Source organism: Streptococcus nakanonensis (assembly GCF_059738785.1).
In genome coordinates, this window is record NZ_AP027139.1 from 1,483,301 (window position 1) to 1,504,812 (window position 21,512).

At 41.4% G+C, this 21,512-nt stretch carries 23 protein-coding genes and 1 riboswitch; of the genes, 3 read left to right on the plus strand and 20 right to left on the minus strand.

Annotation, left to right across the window (positions count from 1 at the left end; translation table 11 throughout):
- Window positions 1-92: 92 nt before the first annotated feature.
- The 12 genes from thiE to typA form a co-directional block, all read right to left on the minus strand.
- Window positions 93-722: a thiamine phosphate synthase gene (thiE, locus tag AC6I9F_RS07220; RefSeq protein ID WP_166731202.1), complete on the minus strand. Its 630-nt coding sequence runs from the start codon at window positions 720-722 to the stop codon at window positions 93-95.
- Window position 723: 1 nt separating this feature from the next.
- Window positions 724-1,506, minus strand: a complete 783-nt coding sequence (gene thiM / locus AC6I9F_RS07225) for a hydroxyethylthiazole kinase (protein ID WP_173276684.1) — start codon at window positions 1,504-1,506, stop codon at window positions 724-726.
- A 129-nt stretch (window positions 1,507-1,635) separates the two neighbouring features.
- A complete protein-coding gene (locus tag AC6I9F_RS07230; RefSeq protein ID WP_173276685.1) occupies window positions 1,636-2,304 on the minus strand; it encodes a TenA family protein in 669 nt (222 codons plus the stop codon).
- 207 nt (window positions 2,305-2,511) lie between these two features.
- Window positions 2,512-2,600, minus strand: a riboswitch (TPP riboswitch).
- Between the two features lie 148 nt (window positions 2,601-2,748).
- Complete coding sequence (lctO, locus tag AC6I9F_RS07235) at window positions 2,749-3,885, minus strand: L-lactate oxidase (protein ID WP_088791092.1); 1,137 nt, start codon at window positions 3,883-3,885, stop codon at window positions 2,749-2,751.
- 601 nt (window positions 3,886-4,486) lie between these two features.
- Entirely contained in the window at window positions 4,487-5,977 is a 1,491-nt protein-coding gene (gene lysS, locus AC6I9F_RS07240) for a lysine--tRNA ligase (protein WP_498021354.1), read from the minus strand.
- Window positions 5,978-6,350: 373 nt separating this feature from the next.
- Window positions 6,351-6,983 carry an orotate phosphoribosyltransferase gene (pyrE, locus tag AC6I9F_RS07245; protein ID WP_138335561.1) on the minus strand — a complete coding sequence of 211 codons (633 nt, stop codon included), beginning with the start codon at window positions 6,981-6,983 and terminating at the stop codon, window positions 6,351-6,353.
- A gap of 39 nt (window positions 6,984-7,022) precedes the next feature.
- Entirely contained in the window at window positions 7,023-7,718 is a 696-nt protein-coding gene (pyrF, locus tag AC6I9F_RS07250; RefSeq protein WP_112443452.1) for an orotidine-5'-phosphate decarboxylase, read from the minus strand.
- 232 nt (window positions 7,719-7,950) lie between these two features.
- Complete coding sequence (locus tag AC6I9F_RS07255) at window positions 7,951-9,171, minus strand: FtsQ-type POTRA domain-containing protein (protein WP_112443451.1); 1,221 nt, start codon at window positions 9,169-9,171, stop codon at window positions 7,951-7,953.
- 9 nt (window positions 9,172-9,180) lie between these two features.
- Window positions 9,181-10,239: a UDP-N-acetylglucosamine--N-acetylmuramyl-(pentapeptide) pyrophosphoryl-undecaprenol N-acetylglucosamine transferase gene (locus tag AC6I9F_RS07260; protein ID WP_498021357.1), complete on the minus strand. Its 1,059-nt coding sequence runs from the start codon at window positions 10,237-10,239 to the stop codon at window positions 9,181-9,183.
- A gap of 1 nt (window position 10,240) precedes the next feature.
- Window positions 10,241-11,593: a UDP-N-acetylmuramoyl-L-alanine--D-glutamate ligase gene (gene murD / locus AC6I9F_RS07265; RefSeq protein ID WP_498021359.1), complete on the minus strand. Its 1,353-nt coding sequence runs from the start codon at window positions 11,591-11,593 to the stop codon at window positions 10,241-10,243.
- Window positions 11,594-11,708: 115 nt separating this feature from the next.
- A complete protein-coding gene (locus tag AC6I9F_RS07270; RefSeq protein ID WP_000262803.1) occupies window positions 11,709-11,963 on the minus strand; it encodes a DUF3165 family protein in 255 nt (84 codons plus the stop codon).
- A gap of 19 nt (window positions 11,964-11,982) precedes the next feature.
- On the minus strand, window positions 11,983-13,824 hold the full coding sequence (typA, locus tag AC6I9F_RS07275; protein ID WP_000164111.1) for a translational GTPase TypA: 1,842 nt from the start codon (window positions 13,822-13,824) through the stop codon (window positions 11,983-11,985).
- 161 nt (window positions 13,825-13,985) lie between these two features.
- Here typA and AC6I9F_RS07280 point away from each other — a divergent pair, with 161 nt between their 5' ends.
- A complete protein-coding gene (locus tag AC6I9F_RS07280; protein ID WP_498021368.1) occupies window positions 13,986-14,711 on the plus strand; it encodes a pseudouridine synthase in 726 nt (241 codons plus the stop codon).
- A 39-nt stretch (window positions 14,712-14,750) separates the two neighbouring features.
- On the opposite strand, the gene AC6I9F_RS07285 is transcribed toward AC6I9F_RS07280, so the two are convergent.
- The 3 genes from AC6I9F_RS07285 to AC6I9F_RS07295 form a co-directional block, all read right to left on the minus strand.
- Window positions 14,751-14,978, minus strand: a complete 228-nt coding sequence (locus AC6I9F_RS07285) for a hypothetical protein (protein WP_498021370.1) — start codon at window positions 14,976-14,978, stop codon at window positions 14,751-14,753.
- A gap of 88 nt (window positions 14,979-15,066) precedes the next feature.
- Window positions 15,067-15,447 carry a rhodanese-like domain-containing protein gene (locus tag AC6I9F_RS07290; RefSeq protein ID WP_498021372.1) on the minus strand — a complete coding sequence of 127 codons (381 nt, stop codon included), beginning with the start codon at window positions 15,445-15,447 and terminating at the stop codon, window positions 15,067-15,069.
- Window positions 15,447-15,716: a YqgQ family protein gene (locus tag AC6I9F_RS07295; RefSeq protein ID WP_112443446.1), complete on the minus strand. Its 270-nt coding sequence runs from the start codon at window positions 15,714-15,716 to the stop codon at window positions 15,447-15,449. The genes AC6I9F_RS07290 and AC6I9F_RS07295 overlap by 1 nt, the downstream gene beginning before the upstream one ends.
- A gap of 63 nt (window positions 15,717-15,779) precedes the next feature.
- Between AC6I9F_RS07295 and AC6I9F_RS07300 the strand changes: the two genes are divergently transcribed.
- Window positions 15,780-16,688: a LysR family transcriptional regulator gene (locus AC6I9F_RS07300; RefSeq protein WP_070528091.1), complete on the plus strand. Its 909-nt coding sequence runs from the start codon at window positions 15,780-15,782 to the stop codon at window positions 16,686-16,688.
- Between the two features lie 53 nt (window positions 16,689-16,741).
- Here the strand turns inward: AC6I9F_RS07300 and AC6I9F_RS07305 are convergent, their stop codons facing one another.
- The 5 genes from AC6I9F_RS07305 to miaA are packed head-to-tail and all read right to left on the minus strand — an operon-like array spanning window position 16,742 to window position 21,193.
- Window positions 16,742-17,497 (minus strand): SDR family NAD(P)-dependent oxidoreductase, encoded by a 756-nt coding sequence (locus tag AC6I9F_RS07305; protein WP_498021374.1) that lies wholly within the window; start codon window positions 17,495-17,497, stop codon window positions 16,742-16,744.
- A gap of 20 nt (window positions 17,498-17,517) precedes the next feature.
- Window positions 17,518-18,447 carry a ribonuclease Z gene (gene rnz / locus AC6I9F_RS07310; RefSeq protein WP_498021376.1) on the minus strand — a complete coding sequence of 310 codons (930 nt, stop codon included), beginning with the start codon at window positions 18,445-18,447 and terminating at the stop codon, window positions 17,518-17,520.
- Window positions 18,448-18,461: 14 nt separating this feature from the next.
- Complete coding sequence (locus tag AC6I9F_RS07315) at window positions 18,462-19,085, minus strand: cystathionine beta-lyase (protein WP_261074758.1); 624 nt, start codon at window positions 19,083-19,085, stop codon at window positions 18,462-18,464.
- Window positions 19,078-20,316: a GTPase HflX gene (gene hflX, locus AC6I9F_RS07320; RefSeq protein ID WP_498021378.1), complete on the minus strand. Its 1,239-nt coding sequence runs from the start codon at window positions 20,314-20,316 to the stop codon at window positions 19,078-19,080. Before hflX ends, AC6I9F_RS07315 begins: the two co-directional genes overlap by 8 nt.
- On the minus strand, window positions 20,309-21,193 hold the full coding sequence (gene miaA, locus AC6I9F_RS07325; protein WP_173213816.1) for a tRNA (adenosine(37)-N6)-dimethylallyltransferase MiaA: 885 nt from the start codon (window positions 21,191-21,193) through the stop codon (window positions 20,309-20,311). Before miaA ends, hflX begins: the two co-directional genes overlap by 8 nt.
- Before the next feature lie 120 nt (window positions 21,194-21,313).
- Here miaA and AC6I9F_RS07330 point away from each other — a divergent pair, with 120 nt between their 5' ends.
- Window positions 21,314-21,484 (plus strand): DUF3042 family protein, encoded by a 171-nt coding sequence (locus tag AC6I9F_RS07330; RefSeq protein WP_001051780.1) that lies wholly within the window; start codon window positions 21,314-21,316, stop codon window positions 21,482-21,484.
- The last annotated feature ends 28 nt before the right edge of the window (window positions 21,485-21,512 follow it).

Consider the following 21,512-nt stretch of genomic DNA (forward strand, 5'->3'; position numbering starts at 1 on the left):
CCTGTTTGATGAATTAGCCATTCAAGCTGAATCTGGACATATCTTTTTAGAAAAGGAAAACTTCCACTTACTTAGAATCCAAGGATAGATACCTATTGTTCACTCATTTCTCGAACAGTTTTTTCTATATTTTTTGCATACGATATTGCTGAAATGATTGAAACACCGTCAACATTGGTCTTCATAATGTCTTTAATATGTTGCGTCTGTATCCCACCAATTGCAACTAAGGGCATTTGTGGCAATAGTTTTCTCATCAATTTAAGACCTTCATAACCTATAGCGCCACCAGCATCATCTTTTGACTGGGTATCAAATACAGGACCAACACCAACATAATCTACATATTCAACTTTTGACTGTTGAAATTCTTTCTCGTTTTTTATAGAAAGACCAATTATTTTATCTGGCATCAATTTTCTAATTTCATCAACACCTAGGTCATCTTGTCCTACATGAACCCCATCAGCATCTATTTCTAATGCCAACTCTATATCATCATTTACGATAAACGGTACATTGTATTTTTTACAAAGTTTTTTAAGTTTTATTGCTAATTCCAGTTTTTCTTTACCTTCTAAAGCACCTTTACCTTTTTCTCGAAATTGAAATAAAGTTATACCACCTTTTAAAGAATCTTCAACAACTGTATATAAATCCTTACCTAAGCAAGTAGTCGTTCCACAAATAAAATATAATTTTAATAGTTCTTTATTAAACATCTTATTTCACCTTTTTAAATGTTTCTATATCTTTATCAGTAACTTCATATAATGCATTAATAAATTCAACTTTAAACGTTCCTGGTAGATGTCCATTAGGACGCTTTTCTGCCATTTCCCCGGCAATATTATATGCTAACATTGCTGTTTCTAAAGATTTCAATTCTTGACCTTTTTCTAGTCCGATAAAGCTTGCTACTACAGCACCTAATAAGCATCCTGTCCCAATAACTTTTGGCATCATGGCACTACCATTATGAATCGTTACCACTTCTCCATTTACCGCAATAGCATCCACTTCACCTGTTACTACAATTGGAATATTGAACTTAGCGTTGGCTGCTAGAGCAATCTCATCAATATTATCCACACCAGCACTATCTACTCCTTTAGATGCCACATTTATACCTACTAAAGAAGCAATCTCTCCAGCATTTCCCCTAATCGCAGCTAGTTTGTAATTGTTGATTAAATCATCTGCTACTTTTTTTCTATATTCTCCTGCTCCACAGGCTACAGGATCTAAAACTGCAGGGACATTATATTTTTCAGCAATTTTTAGTGCCTCTTGATACAGCTTCCAATTTTCATCCGTTAAAGTCCCAATGTTAATCAATAATCCTCCAGCATATTTTAATAAATCTTCTAAGTCTGCTGGGTACTCGCTCATAGCTGGTGACGCACCCAGTGCTACTAATCCATTTGCTGTGAAATTTTTTACTACATCATTGGTGATGCAAATGACCAAAGGTGCTTTTTCTTTTAATAATTTTAAACTTGTCATATTGAAATCCTTCCTTTTCACTTTATACGATATACTGATTTCGATTTATCTCTATCTTTTGTTAAGAAATTTTTTTCATTTACATTGAATGATTTACCTCATCAAATTTGTAACTATCCTAAACTTTCTCTAGGCGTCATAACCAATATCAAAAAAGGCTAATTCTAAAGCGACCGCTTGATTCCAGCGTTGCTGAAGTTCTGTCAAATCTTCTCGACCTTTCCCAACACGATTGAGTTCGTCAACCAGAAATTGAACCCACTCTGCAAAGAAAGGACCTCTGTGGAGATTGATCCATTCCGAATGAATATAGGCTTCAGGTAGAGCCAAATCTTTAGAACCCCAGTCTAAATAGAGACCTTCTGCAATGACCAGCATGACCAAAAGATGGGCATAGTCTGATGAAGCCACTGCCGAATACATAAGATCCTGAAAGGCTTTTGTTACAGGGTGCAAGGTCACTTCCAGATAATCATTCTCAGATACTTTTAACTCTTTGAAAGCCTTTTGGAAATAACCATCTTCATCTGCTTCAAGAAAGCCTAGTTGCTTGGCAAAACGAAGTTTGGATTCAAGCTGGTCTGCGTGAGCTACGCAGGCACCCAGCATGGATAAGAAGGCATCAAAGAAGTGATAATCTTGAATTAGGTAGTCTTTTAAGACCTTATTCTTAATTGTCCCTGCAAAAAGTTCCTTGACAAAACGATGATTGACAGCAGCCTGCCAATCCTTCTGACTACTTTTTAATAATTCTCCAACAGTCAAACCTGGCTGAAATGCATAAATCTGTGTTTCCATATTTATTTTTCCTCTCTTTACTCCTTAGTAATCAATAAAATACCAAGCAAAATCCTAGTTTCACTTGACCCTTTTAAAGAAAATCTAGGGCATTTGCAGAGAGCTACCTAAACAAGCCTATCCAGTTTTATATAAACAAAAAAACTCCAATTACAATCAAGAATTAGAGTTGACTTACAAGATTAGATCGTTCATTTCGCCATACGAAAAAAACTGTTCACATTTCCCTTCGCCAGTCTTAACTGTATCAGGTTCAATGGGTATCATCTCAGCTTAAAGCACCCCAAATGTCTTTATTATTTAATTACTGCACCAGTATAGCAAAAAATGAAAGCTCTAGCAAGATATTTGACCGAAAAATATCTTTATATAGTTTTTGATAGCGATTTATTCTTCCAATACACGAAGAAAAACCTCCACATTCAGTGGAGGCAATCTCTTTTATCAATACAATTTTAAGTCACGTGGGTCAACTGGGAAGGTTGGGTTGTATGGATTGTGACGGAGCTTGAAGTGTTTGACATCTTCAATAGTCTGAGTTCCAGACAACTGCATGACTGTCTTCAATTCCGCATTCAAGTGTTCAAAGACTTGACGCACACCAACACTACCGCCGAGAGCCAAGCCATAGATAACCGGGCGACCAATAGCTACTAAGTCTGCTCCTGAAGCCAAGGCTTTAAAGACGTGTTGACCACGGCGAACACCAGAGTCAAAGACAATCGGCACACGTTTGTCAACTGCTTCTGCTACTTCTTGAAGTGAGTCGAAGGCAGCTGGTCCACCGTCGATTTGACGACCACCGTGGTTGGTTACCCAGATACCAGAAGCTCCTGCAGCAAGCGAACGTTCAACGTCCTCACGGCATTGTGGTCCCTTGACATACACAGGAAGTCCTGAGTATTCAGCGATAAATTCTACATCGCGTGGAGACAAGCGTTGTTTAGCTGATTTGTAAACAAAGTCCATTGATTTACCAGCACCTTCTGGCAGGTATTCTTCAACAATCGGCATGCCAACTGGGAAGACAAAACCATTACGCTTATCCACTTCACGATTACCCCCTACAGTAGCATCTGCCGTCAAGACAATCGCCTTATAACCTTCAGCCTTCACACGGTCCATGATGTGGCGGTTAATGCCATCATCTTTACTAAAGTAAAATTGGAACCAATGAGGTGTCCCTTGGAGGGCTTCAGAAATCTCTGGAAGGTCAACAGTAGAGTAAGAACTGGTTGTGTAAAGAGAACCGAACTCATGCACACCACGCGCAGTTGCCACTTCACCTTGTTCGTTTGCCAATTTATGAGCCGCAACAGGCGCCATAATGATTGGTGAAGACAATTTTTCACCTGCAAATTCAATTTCTGTACTTGGATTTTCTACATTGCAAAGCGTATGCGGAACGATGAGTTTGTGGTTAAAAGCACGGATGTTCTCCCGTAAAGTAAAAGTATCCTCTGCTCCACTGGCGATATAACCAAAGGCTGCTTTAGGGATCACTTTTTGCGCCATGGGCTCCAAATCATAGGTATTGATGAAATCTACATGACCTTCTGCATTGCTTGTTTTGTATGACATAAACTGTCCTCCTTGATTAAGTAAGCGTTTGCTTTTTACTATACAACTATAATAACTCTTTTTTCAATCATTTTCAAGAGTTTTGCTTAAAAACCATCTTATTTTTTCATACAATATACTATCCCTACTTTCCTTAAACTCTAAACTTTAGTCTATATTAAGTGAATCGTTAAGATTTTTTGCTGCCAGGCATTTGAACTACTTTTTTATTTGCTGATTCTATCTACTAATGCTATAAAAAACAAGTGAATACGACACCTCAACATCCCCATGGAGCGGCTATTGACTTGTATCAATTCCATACCTACCATTTAAGCGAGGTGCTATCCCACTTATTAATTTTTTATTTATAGTGAATCTGAACAAATCAATTGGAGAATCCAAGTCAATTTCTAGTACTTTTTGAAAAGTTTCAGCGTACTATCGTAAAATGAAATAAAACATGCGCAAATTGATTAGGGAATTTAAACCAATTTCTAACAATGTCTTAGAAATCAAAGTGTACTATTTCAACTTCAATACACTATACTTCATTTTCTCCTTAAATTCAGTCTCTTTTTGCATCAAAAAAATCCTCTGACAAGTACCAGAGGATAAGCGTTTATTTCATTGTTGGGAAGAGCAATACATCACGGATAGTAGTTGTATCCGTGAGGAGCATGCAGAGACGGTCGATACCGATTCCCAAACCACCTGTTGGTGGCATACCATATTCAAGGGCTTCGATGTAGTCATAGTCGATACCTGTCGCTTCATCGTCACCAAGTTCTTTAGCTTTAGCTTGGGCTTCAAAGCGACTAAGTTGGTCGATTGGATCGTTGAGCTCAGTAAAGGCATTGCCGTACTCCTTAGTCATGATGAAGAGCTCGAAACGGTCAGTAAAGCGTTGGTCTTCAGGATTTTTCTTAGCCAGTGGAGATACAGCTACTGGATGTCCATATACAAAGGTTGGTTGGATCAAGGTTTCTTCAACAAACTCTTCAAAGAAGGCATTGATGATGTGGCCAACTTCAGTGTAGTGTTTCTCAACTGGAACTTTCTTCTCAGCAGCGATAGCTTTGGCTTCTTCCAAAGTCATGTCTTGCCAGAAATCGACACCAGTAATTTCTTTGATAGCATCCACCATGTGAACACGTTGGAATGGTTCGTTGATTTTGATTTCAGTTCCTTGGTAATTGACTGGGCCGTCGCCTTTAACTGATTTAGCAGCGTATTGGATAATACCTTCAGTCAAGTCCATGATGTCTTGGAAGTCAGCATAAGCTTGGTAGACTTCGATAGAAGTAAACTCAGGGTTATGAGTAGCATCCATTCCCTCGTTACGGAAGATACGGCCAATTTCATAGACACGTTCCATACCACCCACGATAAGGCGTTTCAAGTGAAGCTCAGTCGCGATACGAAGCACCATGTCAATGTTTTGGGCATTGTGGTGAGTGATAAATGGACGGGCAGAAGCACCACCGGCTTCGTTATGAAGAACAGGTGTTTCCACTTCAAGAAAACCTTTTTGGTCAAGGTAACGACGGATTTCAGAGATGATTTTTGAACGAGTGACAAAGCGCTCAAAGCTTTCACGGTTAGAAATCAAGTCAAGGTAACGTTTACGGTAAATTGTTTCAACGTCTGTCAAACCATGGAATTTCTCTGGTAGAGGACGAAGAGCCTTAGACAAGTGTGTGATGTGAGTAGCCTTGATAGAGAGTTCTCCCATATCTGTACGCATCACTTCGCCTTCGACACCAAGGAAGTCACCAAGGTCTGCTTTTTTGAAGATTTCGTAGTTTTCTTCACCGACAGCATCCTTACGAACGTAGATCTGGATTTGACCTTCGCGGTCTTGAAGGTGGGCAAAACCTACTTTACCTTTACCACGTTTGGTTACCAAGCGTCCTGCGATAGTAGCTGTTTCGTTTTTATCATGTAATTGTTCTTTATCGAGGTCGGCATATTTATCTTTTAATTCTTGTGAATTTGCAGTACGTTCAAAACGTTTTCCGAAAGGATCGATTCCTTGTTCACGGAGCGCAGCCATTTTTTCACGGCGAACGATCTGCTGGTCATTTAGTTCTTCCATATGTTCTGTAGACATGGGATCCTCCTAGTTTTACTCAAAATTGAATACGATGAGTCATTTTTTGCGATACTCCCATTTTATCATAAATAACCAAGAAATTCACGGATAATCTTTCAAAACTAAAAAGAACTTGACGCTAAAATCACTGAAAAGACTGGGATAAGCAAGAAATTCCAAAATCTCAGAAAAGGAAATCTGACCATGTTTATGGATTATACTTTAACCCTTGTAACTTTCATGACGTGTGCTATTTTTTATATAAGAGCAAGCCAAGCAAATCTAAAACTTAAACAATTGACGTAAAAAACATTAACAACTTGAATCTTGTCATTCATACACCTGATATGACAGAATAGTATAATTTTTAACCTTTTAGTCTTTTGATTTTTTACACCTCTTGCCAATTCTCTTGGTCTTCTTTAAAGCGTTTTAGAAGATCAAGGCCTTCTGGTGTGATATACCCTTCTTCTTGGGCTAGGTGGATGAGTTCACTGTAGTTAGAAAGCGTCACAAGTTTAACACCAGCATCTGCAAAGTTCTTATCTGCTTTTGGCAATTGGTAGCTGAAAATCGCTACAACTCCAAGTACATCTGCTCCTTCTCGCTTGGCTGCTGCTACAGCTTCAAGAACTGAACCACCCGTTGAAATAAGGTCTTCAACCACTACCATTTTTTGACCTTGAGCTACGCGACCTTCGATTTGATTACCAGCTCCGTGGTCTTTTGGTTTGCTACGGATGTAGGCAAATGGCAAGTTCATCTTATCAGCAATGATAGCTCCGTGTGGAATCCCAGCTGTCGCAGTTCCTGCAATCACTTCAACCTCAGGAAAGGCTTCTTTGATAGCATCTACAAAACCATTTTCAATTAAGGTACGAGTTTCTGGATAGGCAAGGGTCACACGGTTATCCGTATAAATCGGTGACTTGATACCAGATGCCCAAGTGAAAGGCTCCTCTGGTTTGAGGTAAACGGCTTGAATTTTCAAGAGGTGGCTAGCGATATCTTTAGCAAGTGTCATGGTCTTCTCCTTTTGTTTTTCTAATCTATTTCTTTAATTCTAGTCTTGGTTCCATTCATCCTTGATAGCATGATAAGCTACAACAGGATCCTCAGCTTGAGTAATGGGACGTCCCACTACGATATAGTCACTACCGATTTGATAGGCATCAGCAGGTGTCATAACGCGTTTTTGATCTCCAACAGCAGCTCCGGCCGGACGAATGCCCGGTGTTAGACAGATAAAATCTGGATTGGTAGCCTGCTTGATGACTTGCACTTCCTGAGCCGAGCAAACGACACCATCCAAACCCGCTTCAGCTGTCTTCTTAGCATAATGAATGACAGATTCTTGCAGGCTGGTTTGGATATTTTGAAAATCCTGCATCTGGGCTTCTGACGTTGAGGTCAGCTGAGTCACTGCAATCAATTTGGCTTGGATTCCAAGACCTTCACGCGCAGCCTTCATCATCTCTACACCCCCAGCCGCATGAACATTGGTCATGTCCACACCAAGCTGAGACAGGACCTTCATGGCTGACTTAACTGTATTGGGAATGTCATGAAGTTTGAGATCCAAAAAGACACTGTGACCCAGATCTTTCAAGTAAGACACAATCTCAGGCCCCGTTGCGTAATAAAGCTCCATCCCTACCTTTAGATAAAGGCTTTCTTCTGCTGGGAAAAGAGCTAAAAATTCCTTGACCGCCTCAAAACTAGGAAAATCAAGAGCAATGACTGGACGATGTTCTCGCATAGGTTTCTCCTTTTACCTTTGCTAGTGAGAGAGTCTGGCCACAAGAAGCCACGAAAAAAGGAACCTGCCAACAGCAAGGTTCCACGAAAAATAGGTAGTCTCCACCCTTTCACCGTCTAACCTTAGCTGCCTCTCTGGACTGCTTTAAAGGTTTTTTACTATTCTATTATTTCTACTAGCACTTGTCAAGTAAAAACATGGAAACTAAAGGGCTATAGGAGAAAAGCTAAACCTAACGACGCGATGAACGCTGATTTGTTTGATTTCGATTGCTCTCTTCCTCTTGTTTTTTCTGTTCTTCTTCTAAACGTTTACGTTCTTCTTCCTGCTTTTTCTCGGCTTCCTTAGCCTCTTGTTTGGCTTTTTCCTCAGCCTCCATAATTAATTTATCCGCCACAGTGTAACTGTAAATTCCAGCTTCCATGTCGACCACACTTGGTTCTGACAATTGTGGCTTAATCTTGCTGTAATAAGGCAATTTCTTACTCATTTCAGAAAGGGGAACCAAGATTTCGTCCGAATCATTCATGGTCAATCGAATTAAATCGGAAGTCACCTTGCTTGGGGCTAGTTCCACCTTTTGGATCTCTGCCTTGAGTTCTGGGCTAATTTGAGCAAGTTCTGAGACAAAAGCCTTGATTTGTTCGCTGTCATTAAAGAAAACTGATATATAAGTTTCTGGCAGACTGACCAGGCTCACAGAACTAGTCTCAAGCTGACCGCTGGAAAGAATAGGATAATGATTTTCACCAGAAACATAGTAGGCCACAATATCGTATTCCTTGACCTTGATAGTGAACTTGGTTGGAAATTGATAAACAAGCTGAGCTGATTCAACCCAATAGTTAGACTTAATCTGCTCTTCATATTTTGCCTTATCTAGCAGAAGGTTAATCGTATAATCCGAATCCTGAATGCCTGAAGCCTGTCGAATATCATCAGCCGTAGTTTGCACTGTTCCCTCAACACGGATATCCTTCATAGTCGCATAAGGGCTGAGCAAGTAGGCAGAGACAATCAATAAAAGCAGACTTGGAAATAAAATCGTTAAGGCTCGTAAGATATGGATGCCAGGAATCTTTGCTTTGGCTGTTTTTTCCTTAGTAGCCTTTTTAACAAGCTTTTTATCCTGTTCCTCCTTCTCTTTAGACCCTGATTCTTCTATCTCTTCTTCCTCTTTGTCAGCCTCTGAGGATGCTACTTTTTCGTCAGACTCTCCCTTAGCTGATTCTGGGTCTTTTGGATCAAATTCACTCTTCTGGTTCTCAGTTTCATCTGACTCTTCGGATTTTGAAGCCATTCGAGCTTGTCTTTCCTTTTCCTTCTCCTCAGCTAAGGCTGCCTCTTCTTCAGCCTTCTTTTTTAGGTATTCTTGGTTTCGTTTCTGCCATTCTGATAACTCTTTCAATTCTTCGAGGATTTCTTTGCCCTCATTTTTCTTATCTTTTGACATTTACTTTCCTTATGATAAATCTTTTTTCAACAATTGATAAAAATCTGCTAGAGATTTCAATTCCTTTGAAGCCTTCATCTTGGCTTGGTAATCTTCCTTGTGACTTAGTAAGTGAGAAAGCTTCTCTTCCAAACTATCCAAGGTCAAATCGCTTTCTTGAAGCTCTTCTGCATAGCCTTTTTTTACAAAGTAAGCTGCATTTTCAATCTGGTCACCACGACTAGCTTCACGACCAAGTGGCACAATAACATGCAATTTTGCCATGGCCAAGAGCTCAAAAATCGTATTGGCACCACCACGTGTCACAACAATATCAGCCAATTCCATCAAGGGTTGATAGAGATTGGTCACATAGTCAACACGAAAAAGATTTTGGCTCAACTCGTTCAGGCTAGAATCTCCAGTTAGATTGATAATATTGTAGCGTTCTGTCAGTTCTTTCTTATGGTCTGTCACCAATTGGTTAAAGACACGAGCACCCGCAGAACCACCGACAAACAATACAGTTGGCAATTGGGGATTAAAGTGGGTTTGAATATCTACCAATTCATCTGGTTCTGGATTTTTTTGATCTGAAACCTTGGTCACTGCTCCCACATGCTCGACCTTAAACAAACTTGAAGCTTGCTCAAAGGTTGAATACATCTTAGTCGCAAATTTATAAGCGATTTTATTGGCCAAGCCCATAGACAGGTCAGATTCATGAATAAAGACAGGAACTCCTGAAACACGCGCTGCGATAACTGGCGGCACAGAGACAAATCCTCCCTTTGAAAAAAGGGCCTGTGGACGAACTCGTAACATGATAAAGAGCGATTGGACAATTCCCCAACCAACTTTGAAGACGTCCAGCATATTTTGCCAAGAGAAATAGCGACGCAATTTTCCAGTCGCAATGGAGTGGAAGGTGACATCTAGACCCGACTTGAGGATTTCTTGATGTTCGATCCCACGCTTATCTCCGATATAGTGGACTTCCCAGCCATCTTCGATGAACTTGGGCATTAACAAAAGGTTGAGGGTCACGTGTCCAACCGTCCCCCCACCTGTAAAGACAATTTTTTTCATATTATTCCTTTAACTCCGCTACTGTGTCGATAAAGAGGTCGCCACGTACTTCAAAGTTAGCATACATATCCCAGCTGGCATTGGCAGGACTGAGAAGAACCACGTCTCCTTGAGTCGCAAGCTCGTAGGCCTTGCGGGTCGCATCTGCAATATCAGTCGCATCCACATAAGCCACACCAGCCTTATCTGCTGCCCGTTTGACACGTTCTGCAGACTGGCCCAGGATGACCATCTTCTTGAGTCCAGTAATATCTGGCACCAATTCGTCAAACTCATTGCCACGGTCTAAACCACCTGCAATCAAAATGACCTTGCTATTGTCAAATCCTGACAAGGCTTTTTGAGTCGCCAAGATATTGGTTGATTTGCTATCATTATAGAACTTCACACCCTTGATTTCATCCACAAATTGGAGACGGTGTTTGACACCACCAAAGGCTGAAAGAGTTTCTTTGATAGTTTGGTTATCCACACCACGAAGCTTGGCAACAGCAATAGTCGCAAGGGCATTTTCCACATTGTGGCTACCTGGAACTCCGATTTCATTCGCTGCCATGACCACTTCCCCACGTAAGTAGAGCTGACCATCTTCCAAATAAGCTCCATCAACCTTTTCCTGTGTTGAAAATGGTACAACGGTAGCTTGTGTTTTAGTAGCCAATTCTTTTGCCAAGTCTTGGTTAAAGTTCAAGACAAGGAAATCAGCTGCTGTCATCTTGTTCTGGATATTCCACTTGGCTGCTACATATTCCTCAAATGAACCATGATAATCGATATGAGTTGGCATGAGGTTGGTAATAACCGCAATCTCAGGATGGAATTCTTGAACACCCATGAGTTGGAAAGAAGAAAGTTCCATGACCAGCGTGTCCTTGTCTGACGCAGTTTGAGCAACCTGACTGGCAGGATAGCCGATATTTCCTGATAAAAGACCATGTTGCCCAGCAGCAGTCAAAACTTCCCCAATCATAGTCGTTGTGGTTGTTTTACCATTTGAACCAGTAATACCAACAATCGGTGCTTCTGAAATCAAGTAAGCCAATTCCACCTCAGTCAAGACTGGAATTCCCTTGGCCAAAGCCTTTTCAATCATAGGATTATTGTATGGAATACCTGGATTTTTCACCATAAGAGCAAACTCTTCATCCAAGAGTTCCAAAGGATGGCCACCTGTAACGACCTTGATTCCTTCTTCCAACAAACTTTGGGCAGCTGGATTGTCCTCGAATGGTTTTCCATCATTTACTGTCACAATGGCACCTAGCTTATCCAACAAACGAGCTGCCGATTCACCAGACTTGGCCAAACCTAAAACAAGGACTTTCTTATTTTTAAATTGATCTATTACTTTCATGTCTCAAACTCCATTTCTACTCCTACTATTTTACCATTTTTATGGAAATAATTCTAAATGAAAATGCTCAGATTAGGCATTCTAACAAGCAAAAAGAGAGCCGAAACTCTCTTTTTTATCTTCTTTTACTTTTTTTGACTGGCATGAGTGTGATGTCTCTCACACTAAAGTAAGCTAGGATTAACATGGCTATTGCTAGGAATATTTCTGTTGGTAATTGAAAAATTTTCAGAAAAGATAGAGCCAACAAAACCAAAAGTGCCACTAAAATACATACCATAGCGACGATATTGACTGTCCCTTTAATGCTTTCTGGTGTCGCAAATACATAGAGTAGGAGCAGTAAAATTCCTAGGACTAAATAGACCATCTTTCTCTCTTTCTAGCTCTTATTCAGCTGATTTTTTCTTCTTGTTAGCTTTCTCACGCTCTGCTTTGTTAAGGATTTGTTTACGCAAACGGATAGACTCAGGCGTTACTTCCATGTACTCATCGTCGTTCAAGAACTCAAGAGACTCTTCAAGTGTCAAGATACGAGGTGTCTTGATAACAGCTGTTTGGTCCTTAGTAGCTGAACGAACGTTGGTCATTTGTTTCGCCTTAGTGATGTTAACTGTCAAGTCATTTTCACGAGAGTTTTCACCGATGATCATTCCTTCATAAACCTCAGTACCTGGGTTGACAAAGATCGTACCGCGTTCTTCGATAGACATGATTGAGTAAGTTGTAGCCTTACCAGCATCGATAGAAACAAGGGCACCACGGTGACGACCACCAATTTCACCTGGAATCAATGGCAAGTATTGGTCGAAGGTGTGGTTCATGATACCGTAACCACGAGTCATTGACAAGAACTCAGTTGAGTAACCAATCAACCCACGCGCTGGAACAAGGAAGACCAAACGAGTTTGACCATTACCAGTTGAAATCATATCCAACATTTCACCCTTACGTTCAGAAAGGCTTTGGATAACAGAACCTTGGTATTCTTCTGGAGTGTCGATTTGAACACGTTCAAATGGTTCGCATTTAACACCGTCGATTTCTTTTACGATAACTTCTGGACGAGATACTTGAAGTTCATAGCCCTCACGACGCATTGTTTCGATAAGGATTGACAAGTGCAATTCTCCACGTCCTGAAACAGTCCATTTATCTGGAGAGTCAGTTGGGTCGACACGAAGGGAAACGTCTGTTTGCAATTCTGCCTGCAAACGTTCTTCTACCTTACGAGAAGTTACCCATTTACCTTCTTTACCAGCAAATGGTGAGTTGTTAACCAAGAAAGTCATTTGAAGAGTTGGCTCATCGATGTGTAGGATTGGAAGAGCTTCAACTGCATCTGTCGGAGTGATAGTTTCACCGACAAAGATATCTTCCATACCAGAAACGGCAATCAAATCACCTGCTTTTGCTTCTTGGATTTCACGACGTTCCAAACCAAAGAAACCGAAGAGTTTTGTAACACGGAAGTTTTTAGTTGTGCCGTCAAGTTTAGAAAGGGTAACTTGGTCCCCAACCTTAACAGTACCACGGAAGACACGACCGATACCGATACGTCCAACGAAGTCGTTGTAGTCCAAAAGTGACACTTGGAACTGCAAAGGCTCATCTGAGTTATCTACTGGAGCTGGGATATGGTCGATAATTGTGTCAAAGATTGGTGCCATAGTAGCTTCTTGGTCAGCTGGATCATCTGACAATGAAGAAGTTCCGTTGATCGCTGAAGCATACACCACTGGGAAATCAAGCTGGTCGTCATCTGCACCAAGCTCGATGAAAAGTTCCAAGACTTCGTCCACTACTTCTGCTGGACGAGCTGATGGTTTATCGATTTTGTTAACAACCACGATTGGGACAAGGTCTTGTTCCAAAGCTTTTTTCAATACGAAACGAGTCTGTGGCATGGTTCCTTCGTAGGCATCTACGACCAAGACAACACCGTCAACCATTTTCATGATACGCTCAACTTCTCCACCGAAGTCCGCGTGTCCTGGTGTATCCATGATGTTGATACGAGTTCCGTTATAGGCAACGGCTGTATTTTTAGCAAGGATGGTAATTCCACGCTCTTTTTCGATGTCGTTTGAGTCCATAGCACGCTCAGCCAATTCAGTACGTGCATCAAGCGTTTCTGATTGTTTCAACAATTCGTCAACGAGGGTTGTTTTCCCGTGGTCAACGTGGGCGATAATCGCAATGTTACGGATATCTTCTCTTAATTTTGTCATGATTTCCTCTATAATATTCAAAATTTATTTTCTAACTGAACGATTATACCATAATTTCAGGTAAATAACATAACTCAAGCAAGTGTAAATGTTTTCACTCTGCTTTTCTTTTCACATCAAGCCTTTTCAAAGCAGGCGACTTATGATAAGATAGGCACAGTATGCGTTTAGATAATTTATTAGCCCAAGAAACAGTTAGTCGAAAGGGCATGAAGCAAGCCTTACTCAAAGGGGAAATTCTAGTCGATGGTCGCCCAGCCCGCTCCCTAGCCCAAAATATCGATACAGGACTACAAGAACTCCTTTTTCAGGACCGAATCATTCAAGGCTATGAGCACACCTACCTTATGCTTCATAAACCTGCTGGTGTCGTTACAGCCAATAAAGACAGGGAACTTCCAACTGTCATGAACCTGCTGTCACCTGACATCCAGTCTGACAAGCTCTATGCCGTCGGCCGACTGGACCGAGATACGACCGGCCTCCTCCTCTTGACCGATAACGGTCCCTTGGGCTTTCAGCTCCTCCATCCCCAATATCATGTCGATAAGACTTATCAAGTTGAGGTCAATGGACTTCTGACACCTGACCATATCCAAGCATTTCAAAAAGGAATTGTCTTTTTAGATGGTACTGTCTGTAAACCTGCAAGCCTAGAAATTCTATCTGCAAGTCCTTCCCACAGTCAAGCCTCTATTACCATTTCAGAGGGGAAATTTCATCAAGTCAAGAAAATGTTCCTCTCGGTTGGTGTCAAGGTGACCTCCCTCAAACGAGTTCAATTTGGTGATTTTACATTAGACACAGAACTAACAGAAGGCCATTACCGTCCTTTGAATCCAGAGGAATTGGAAATCATTAAAAATCACTTAGAGAAAAGTGGATAAAAGAAAAAAGCTTTATGTTTAAAGCTTTTTGTTTATTGCTTATCTAAAAAATACTGCGACGGCTACAATCCAGTTAAGTACAGAAACCACAAGTCCTACGATGTTGAGAATTTTTTCTGTTTTATAGTCTAGTCCAGATTCTTTTTGGTATGAAAAAGCCAAGACCAATCCTATGATCCCCAAAATCAGGCCTACAATTGGAAATAACAAACCAAGAATAATCGACAAAATACCCATAAAAAGTGGATTCTTCTTCTTTTCTTTCATGTTCTAAGAACTCCTTAAATTTTATACAAATTAATTATACTATAAAACAATAGCTTCATCCTATCATTCGACTAATTTGGAAATAAGGTTAGCTAGTCTTCACTTTCCCTTTCCAAGAATCCAATCCATAAGAAAGGATATAAATCTCAGAAAAACCTTGTTTTTTCAAGTAAAGGGCTGCATTTGTAACTCGTTGCGCACGTTGGTTTTCGTAGAGAAGGACAGGTTTATCCTTACGAAGGGCTGCAAGACTCGTCTTCAACTGACTTGAAGGAATATTGCGGGCACCAAGGATATGTTTTATGTGGAATTCAGCTGGGTCGCGCAAATCAATCAATTGACCTGTACGAATCAAGGCTTCAAACTCCTCATTGTCTACAATTTTAGCCGCACGACGAATACGAAGATAGTTAAAGCCCATCCACGCCAACATTGCTAGTATAAGTGCCCACAAAATCCAAGTAACCATTAGTTCTTTTCTCCATTTTTCTCAATATAATCCAATTCTACCTTGTGCTCTCTGCGAAGAACCGCTTCTGCTTCTAGATAGTCTAATTTGTCCATCAACCCTGCATCGTAAATCCGAGAGAGTTCCAGCTTCATCAGTTCAATATCATATAAGCGTTTTCCCATGTAAACAATAATACCAAATCGTTTGAGGAATTGCTGCACATCATAGAATGTTTTCATAAGACTCATTCTAGCAAATTTTTGTCTTTTTTTCAAGAAGAGACTCATACTCTCCCCCTTATTTTCCTATCTTCTTTGGCGATTCTGACGCAAGTGTGGTACAATAAAAACATGAGAATTCAACAATTACATTATATTATCAAAATCGTCGAAACTGGCTCCATGAATGAGGCAGCCAAGCAACTCTTTATCACTCAGCCGAGTCTTTCCAATGCTGTGAGAGATTTGGAAAATGAAATGGGCATTGAAATCTTTATCCGCAATCCCAAGGGAATCACCTTGACCCGTGATGGGATGGAGTTTCTCTCTTATGCCCGTCAGGTTGTCGAGCAAACTCAGCTTCTGGAAGAACGCTATAAAAATCCTGTCGCCCACCGTGAACTCTTTAGCGTTTCGTCTCAACACTATGCCTTTGTGGTCAATGCCTTTGTTTCTCTACTCAAGAAAAGTGATATGGAGAAATACGAGCTCTTCCTTCGTGAAACTCGTACTTGGGAGATTATCGACGACGTCAAGAACTTCCGTAGTGAGGTCGGTGTCCTATTTTTTAACAGCTACAACCGTGATGTTTTAACCAAGATGCTGGATGACAACCACCTCCTGGCTCATCATCTCTTTACCGCCCAACCGCATATCTTTGTCAGCAAGACCAATCCTCTAGCAAAGAAAGACAAGGTCAAACTAGAAGACTTGGATAACTTCCCTTACCTCAGCTATGACCAAGGAACTCATAACTCCTTCTACTTCTCTGAAGAGATTCTCTCGCAGGAATACCACAAAAAATCTATCGTAGTCAGCGACCGTGCTACCCTCTTTAATCTCTTGATTGGTTTGGATGGTTATACCATTGCAACAGGTATTTTGAACAGCAACCTCAACGGAGACAATATCGTTTCTATCCCACTGGATATTGATGACCCTATCGAGCTGGTCTATATCCAACATGAAAAAACCAGCCTTTCTAAGATGGGCGAACGCTTTATCGACTATCTCCTAGAAGAAGTCCAGTTTGATAGTTGAGAAATAATAAGAACCAATATGTAGGTTAGCAACAACCTGCACATTGGTTCTTTTTACTTATAATTAAAAGTTTCCCCTGCCAACTTATCAGCTAGCTTGGGAAAGAGAGTATAAAACTTATGAGCTAGATTCAACAAAACTGGGAGATTGAGTTCCCGTTTGTTTTTTCCTATAATCTTGACAATCTTTTTAGCCACTGTATCTGGTTCTAGCAGGAAACGGTCAACCGACTTAAGATAAGTTCCATCTGGGTCAGCTTGGTCAAAAAATCCTGTTCGGATTGGTCCTGGATTGACTGTTGTCACATAGACTCCATATGACATAAGTTCGAGACGTAACGCATTTGAAAAACCAATGGCCGCAAACTTGGTCGCTGAGTAGAGACTGGACTTGCCAGTAGCGATCAAACCTGCCATGCTGACGATATTGATGATATGACCTTTTCGACTTTCCTTCATTCGAGCCGCAAGACGACGAGACAGATTCATTAGGGCAAAGGTATTGACCTCGAACATCTGATGAATATCTTGGTCGGAAATCTGGTCAAATTCCTCAAAAATCCCGTAACCAGCGTTGTTTATCAAGACATCAATCTTGCCATAACGGAGATAGAGGTCTGCTACCAGAGTTTCTAAGGCTGAATCATCGGTAATATCGATTTCAATCAATTCTGCATGGGGATGGTCTCCGTAGAGTTGGGCTAATTTTTCCTTATTTCTACCAAGCAAGATGAGTTGGTCATTTTGCAAGAGTTTGACCATTTCTTGGGCTAGGCCACCGCTAGCTCCGGTAATGAGAATAGTAGGCATACTTATCCTTCCCCAATCTTTTAGATTTCCACTTCTTCCAAGTCTTTGACCACATGGACATTTTCAAAAACACTAGCAGCGTCTTTTTTGAGCTTGCTGATATCTTTTGAGAGGAAACGGGCACTGATATGGTTGAGCAAGAGGCGTTTGGCACCTGCTTCTACTGCGACCTCCGCTGCCTGCATATTGGTTGAGTGACCATGGTTACGAGCAATTTTTTCATCACCCTTGCCATAAGTGGACTCATGAACAAGGACATCGGCATTGACAGCCAGACGCACACTGGCATCCGTTTTTCGAGTGTCTCCTAAAATAGTGATAATTTTACCTGGACGTGGAGCTGAGATATAGTCAGCTGCCTTGATTTCAGTTCCGTCTTCCAAAACAACATCTTGACCGTTTTTGATTTTACCAAAAAGTGGGCCAAATGGGACACCAGCTGCCTTGAGTTTTTCAGCATCCAGCGTTCCTTCCAAGTCCTTTTGAATGACACGGTAACCAACACAGAAAATAGTATGATACAGCTCCTCTGCATACACCGTGAATTTATCGGTCTCAAGGATTTTTCCTAAAGAATCTTGGTCAAACTCATGAAAATGAATACGGTAAGGCAGACGCGAACCTGACACACGAAGGCTGGTTAAGACAAAGGACTTGATCCCTTGAGGTCCATAGATTTCCAAATCTGTCTGCTCTTCATTGGCCTGAAAGGCACGGCTAGAAAGGAATCCTGGCAAGCCAAAAATGTGGTCTCCGTGCAAGTGAGTGATAAAGATTTTGCTGATCTTACGCGGTCGAATTGTGGTTTCCAGAATGCGATTTTGCGTACCTTCTCCACAGTCAAAGAGCCAGACTTCGTTAATCTCATCCAAGAGTTTCAGGGCGAGACTTGAAACGTTGCGGGCTTTAGAGGGCTGACCTGCCCCCGTTCCTAAAAATTGAATATCCATTCGATACTTTCTAATTAATCAATATATAACATGGCTGTGCGGTTTTCCGATCGGAAATAGCGCTTGCCAGAAAAAACAGCAGCTTCTTGCAGTAAATCCTCTTGGCTGTAGCCTTTGAGACGTTTGCGACCATCAGCCAAGTTTTCCAAATCTGTCAAAGCTGTGAGACTCTCTACACTAACAACTTCCTCATCTCCGACAGCCTTCATGTAAATCTTGCCAGACTCCTCAAAGACTAGCTGATGGGGGAAAATTTGCGCAATCTCAAAGAGTAAGTCATCCGAGATTTTCTCCTCATTTTCAGAGAAAATCCGACCAAGATCCTCACTCTCATAACAAAAACCAAAGGATTTACCAGACAGATTCAGACGAATAAAGGGCTTATTTTCAAAGGTGAAACTTGGTTCAGCATTGTAGAGATTCAGTTCCTGACTGACTTCTGCAAAATAATCCGTCGCAGCCTCAGGACTTTTTTTCTGGTAGAGTTCTGCAAAGTAAGCATTGACCACGCTAGGTGGAGGAGTGATCAGTGCCAACTGCTCTTGCTCTGTTCTACCAGCTAGAAGTTGATCCAGATAGACCTTATCCATACTTGTATAGCCCCCATATTTTAGAGCCAACGTTTTAATATCAGTCATAAAATTCCTCTAACCTCCATTTATTTTTCTCGGAAATGTAGCCTGTAATGACTTCGCCGTCCTCCTGATAATCACGTTCTTCAAGAATCGCAACACTTTCTAAATCATGAATCTTGTAGGACTTAGAAAAAGGCACGCGCAGGGTAAAAGATTCAAAAATATCCTTGATTTTCTCCAAAAATAGTGCCTGCAAGTTCTCACGACTATCCTCAGACTTGGCAGAAATGAGGGCATAAGGCGTTTGGGTAGGCGTGAAATCTTCCACCAAATCCGCTTTATTATAGAGGGTCAGGCGAGGAATATCTTCCATATCTAAGTCTTTCATAATAGACAGAACCGTTTTTTCATGCTCCTCATGGTAAGGATTGCTGGCATCGATAACATGAACCAGAAGGTCCACATGCTTGCTTTCTTCCAAGGTCGACTTAAAACTGGACACCAACTCTGTCGGCAAATCTTGGATAAAGCCCACGGTATCTGTCAAAGTTACTTGAAGATTGCCCCCCAGATGGATACTCTTAGTCGTCGCGTCCAGAGTCGCAAAGAGCTCGTCAGCCTCATACTGGGTTTTACTGGTCAAGGTGTTCATAATAGTTGACTTCCCAGCATTGGTGTAACCAATCAAACCAATCTTAAAGGTGCTGGACTCCAGACGTTTTTCTCTGATTGTGGCCCGATTTTTCTCAACCACCTTGAGTTGGCGCTCGATATCCGTGATTTGATTGCGAACACTACGACGGTTCAACTCCAGCTGGCTTTCACCAGGACCACGGGAACCAATTCCCCCTGCCTGACGGCTGAGCATAATTCCCTGACCAACCAAGCGAGGCAAGAGATATTTGAGCTGGGCTAGGTGAACTTGGAGCTTCCCTTCATGGCTTCGAGCTCGCATGGCAAAGATATCCAAAATCAACTGCATACGGTCAATGACCTTAACACCCAGAACTTCTTCTAGATTGACATTTTGCCTTGGGGTCAGACGGTTGTTGACGATGACAGTGGTGATTTCTTCTGCATCCACCATGAGGGCAATTTCTTCCAACTTACCAGAGCCGACGAAGGTCTTAGAATCATACTTTTCACGTTTTTGTCTGTAGCTATCTACAACGACTGCCCCAGCTGTCTTAGCTAGACTGGCCAATTCTTCCATAGAGAGAGCAAAATTGTCCATGCCCTGCAATTCTACACCAATGAGCAGGACCCGTTCCTCTTTTTTCTCCGTTTCAATCATCTAAAAACTCCTCTATCTGGCTTAAAATTCGGTCTTGCACACCAGCTTCTCCAATCTGATAAAAGGTGACCTGCATGCGATTACGGAACCAGGTCAACTGACGCTTGGCAAAACGACGGGTCGCCTGTTTGAGGCTCTCACTAGCTTCCTCCAAACTCTGCTCTCCACGGAAATAAGGAAAGAGTTCCTTGTAACCAATTCCTTTAGCAGCCTGCACATCAGGGTAATGGTCAAAAAGCCACTTGGCCTCATCCAAAAGCCCAGCCTCAAACATCAAATCCACTCGATGATTGATTCGTTCATATAATTGACTGCGCTCATCATCCAAGCAGATAATCAGCGGTTCATATAGACTCTCTTGATTTTCCAAATCCTGACCAAAATGAGCAATTTCCAAGGCACGCATAGCACGACGACGATTAAACTGGGGAATCTCAAGACCTGCTTGCGCCACCAGATGAGCTAATTCCTCATCTGTATAAGGCTCCAAACTAGCCCGATAGGTCAAAATCTCTTCATGGGGAGTCTCCCCACCCAGGTGATAACCTTCTAGCAAACTCTGGATATAAAGTCCTGTTCCACCAGCGATAATAGCAAGCTTGCCACGGCTGTGAATATCCTCAATAGCCATCTTAGCTTCTGAAACAAAATCAAAAGCCGAGTAAGACTCGGTTACCTCTCTAACATCGATTAAATGATGAGGAACAGTTGCCTGCTCTTCTAGACTAGCCTTAGCCGTTCCAATATCCAGACCTCGATAGACTTGCTGGCTATCTCCACTAACCACTTCGCCATTAAAACGCTTGGCCACTTCAATGGCTAGAGCCGTCTTTCCAACTGCAGTCGGTCCAACAATCACAATTATTTTTGTTTTCATCTTTTTTCCTTGAAAAATTCCCATTTTTTCGTTACTATTATTATAACACAAAAAGGTCAGTCAGAAAAATGTGACCTCTTGAGGAGGCTGGCTGATTAAGAAGATAAAGGAGGAAGACTCATGGCTAAAGGATTCGCTAAAGGTCTTGTAACAGGTGTCGCAGGAACTGTCGCTGCCGTTGCAGGTGCAGTATACGCATTTAAAAAGAAAGTAATCGAACCAGAAGAGCAAAAAGCAGCTTTCATCGAAGAAAACCGTAAAAAAGCAGCTCGACGTCGCGTATCACGTTAAGAAACAAAAGAAGTTGGGAGTTATTTTC

Coding starts and splice junctions, on each gene's coding strand:
- thiE (WP_166731202.1), bottom strand. CDS start 722: ATGTTTAATAAAGAACTATTAAAATTATATTTTATTTGTGGAACGACT.
- thiM (WP_173276684.1), bottom strand. CDS start 1,506: ATGACAAGTTTAAAATTATTAAAAGAAAAAGCACCTTTGGTCATTTGC.
- AC6I9F_RS07230 (WP_173276685.1), bottom strand. CDS start 2,304: ATGGAAACACAGATTTATGCATTTCAGCCAGGTTTGACTGTTGGAGAA.
- lctO (WP_088791092.1), bottom strand. CDS start 3,885: ATGTCATACAAAACAAGCAATGCAGAAGGTCATGTAGATTTCATCAAT.
- lysS (WP_498021354.1), bottom strand. CDS start 5,977: ATGTCTACAGAACATATGGAAGAACTAAATGACCAGCAGATCGTTCGC.
- pyrE (WP_138335561.1), bottom strand. CDS start 6,983: ATGACACTTGCTAAAGATATCGCTAGCCACCTCTTGAAAATTCAAGCC.
- pyrF (WP_112443452.1), bottom strand. CDS start 7,718: ATGCGAGAACATCGTCCAGTCATTGCTCTTGATTTTCCTAGTTTTGAG.
- AC6I9F_RS07255 (WP_112443451.1), bottom strand. CDS start 9,171: ATGTCAAAAGATAAGAAAAATGAGGGCAAAGAAATCCTCGAAGAATTG.
- AC6I9F_RS07260 (WP_498021357.1), bottom strand. CDS start 10,239: ATGAAAAAAATTGTCTTTACAGGTGGGGGGACGGTTGGACACGTGACC.
- murD (WP_498021359.1), bottom strand. CDS start 11,593: ATGAAAGTAATAGATCAATTTAAAAATAAGAAAGTCCTTGTTTTAGGT.
- AC6I9F_RS07270 (WP_000262803.1), bottom strand. CDS start 11,963: ATGGTCTATTTAGTCCTAGGAATTTTACTGCTCCTACTCTATGTATTT.
- typA (WP_000164111.1), bottom strand. CDS start 13,824: ATGACAAAATTAAGAGAAGATATCCGTAACATTGCGATTATCGCCCAC.
- AC6I9F_RS07280 (WP_498021368.1), top strand. CDS start 13,986: ATGCGTTTAGATAATTTATTAGCCCAAGAAACAGTTAGTCGAAAGGGC.
- AC6I9F_RS07285 (WP_498021370.1), bottom strand. CDS start 14,978: ATGAAAGAAAAGAAGAAGAATCCACTTTTTATGGGTATTTTGTCGATT.
- AC6I9F_RS07290 (WP_498021372.1), bottom strand. CDS start 15,447: ATGGTTACTTGGATTTTGTGGGCACTTATACTAGCAATGTTGGCGTGG.
- AC6I9F_RS07295 (WP_112443446.1), bottom strand. CDS start 15,716: ATGAGTCTCTTCTTGAAAAAAAGACAAAAATTTGCTAGAATGAGTCTT.
- AC6I9F_RS07300 (WP_070528091.1), top strand. CDS start 15,780: ATGAGAATTCAACAATTACATTATATTATCAAAATCGTCGAAACTGGC.
- AC6I9F_RS07305 (WP_498021374.1), bottom strand. CDS start 17,497: ATGCCTACTATTCTCATTACCGGAGCTAGCGGTGGCCTAGCCCAAGAA.
- rnz (WP_498021376.1), bottom strand. CDS start 18,447: ATGGATATTCAATTTTTAGGAACGGGGGCAGGTCAGCCCTCTAAAGCC.
- AC6I9F_RS07315 (WP_261074758.1), bottom strand. CDS start 19,085: ATGACTGATATTAAAACGTTGGCTCTAAAATATGGGGGCTATACAAGT.
- hflX (WP_498021378.1), bottom strand. CDS start 20,316: ATGATTGAAACGGAGAAAAAAGAGGAACGGGTCCTGCTCATTGGTGTA.
- miaA (WP_173213816.1), bottom strand. CDS start 21,193: ATGAAAACAAAAATAATTGTGATTGTTGGACCGACTGCAGTTGGAAAG.
- AC6I9F_RS07330 (WP_001051780.1), top strand. CDS start 21,314: ATGGCTAAAGGATTCGCTAAAGGTCTTGTAACAGGTGTCGCAGGAACT.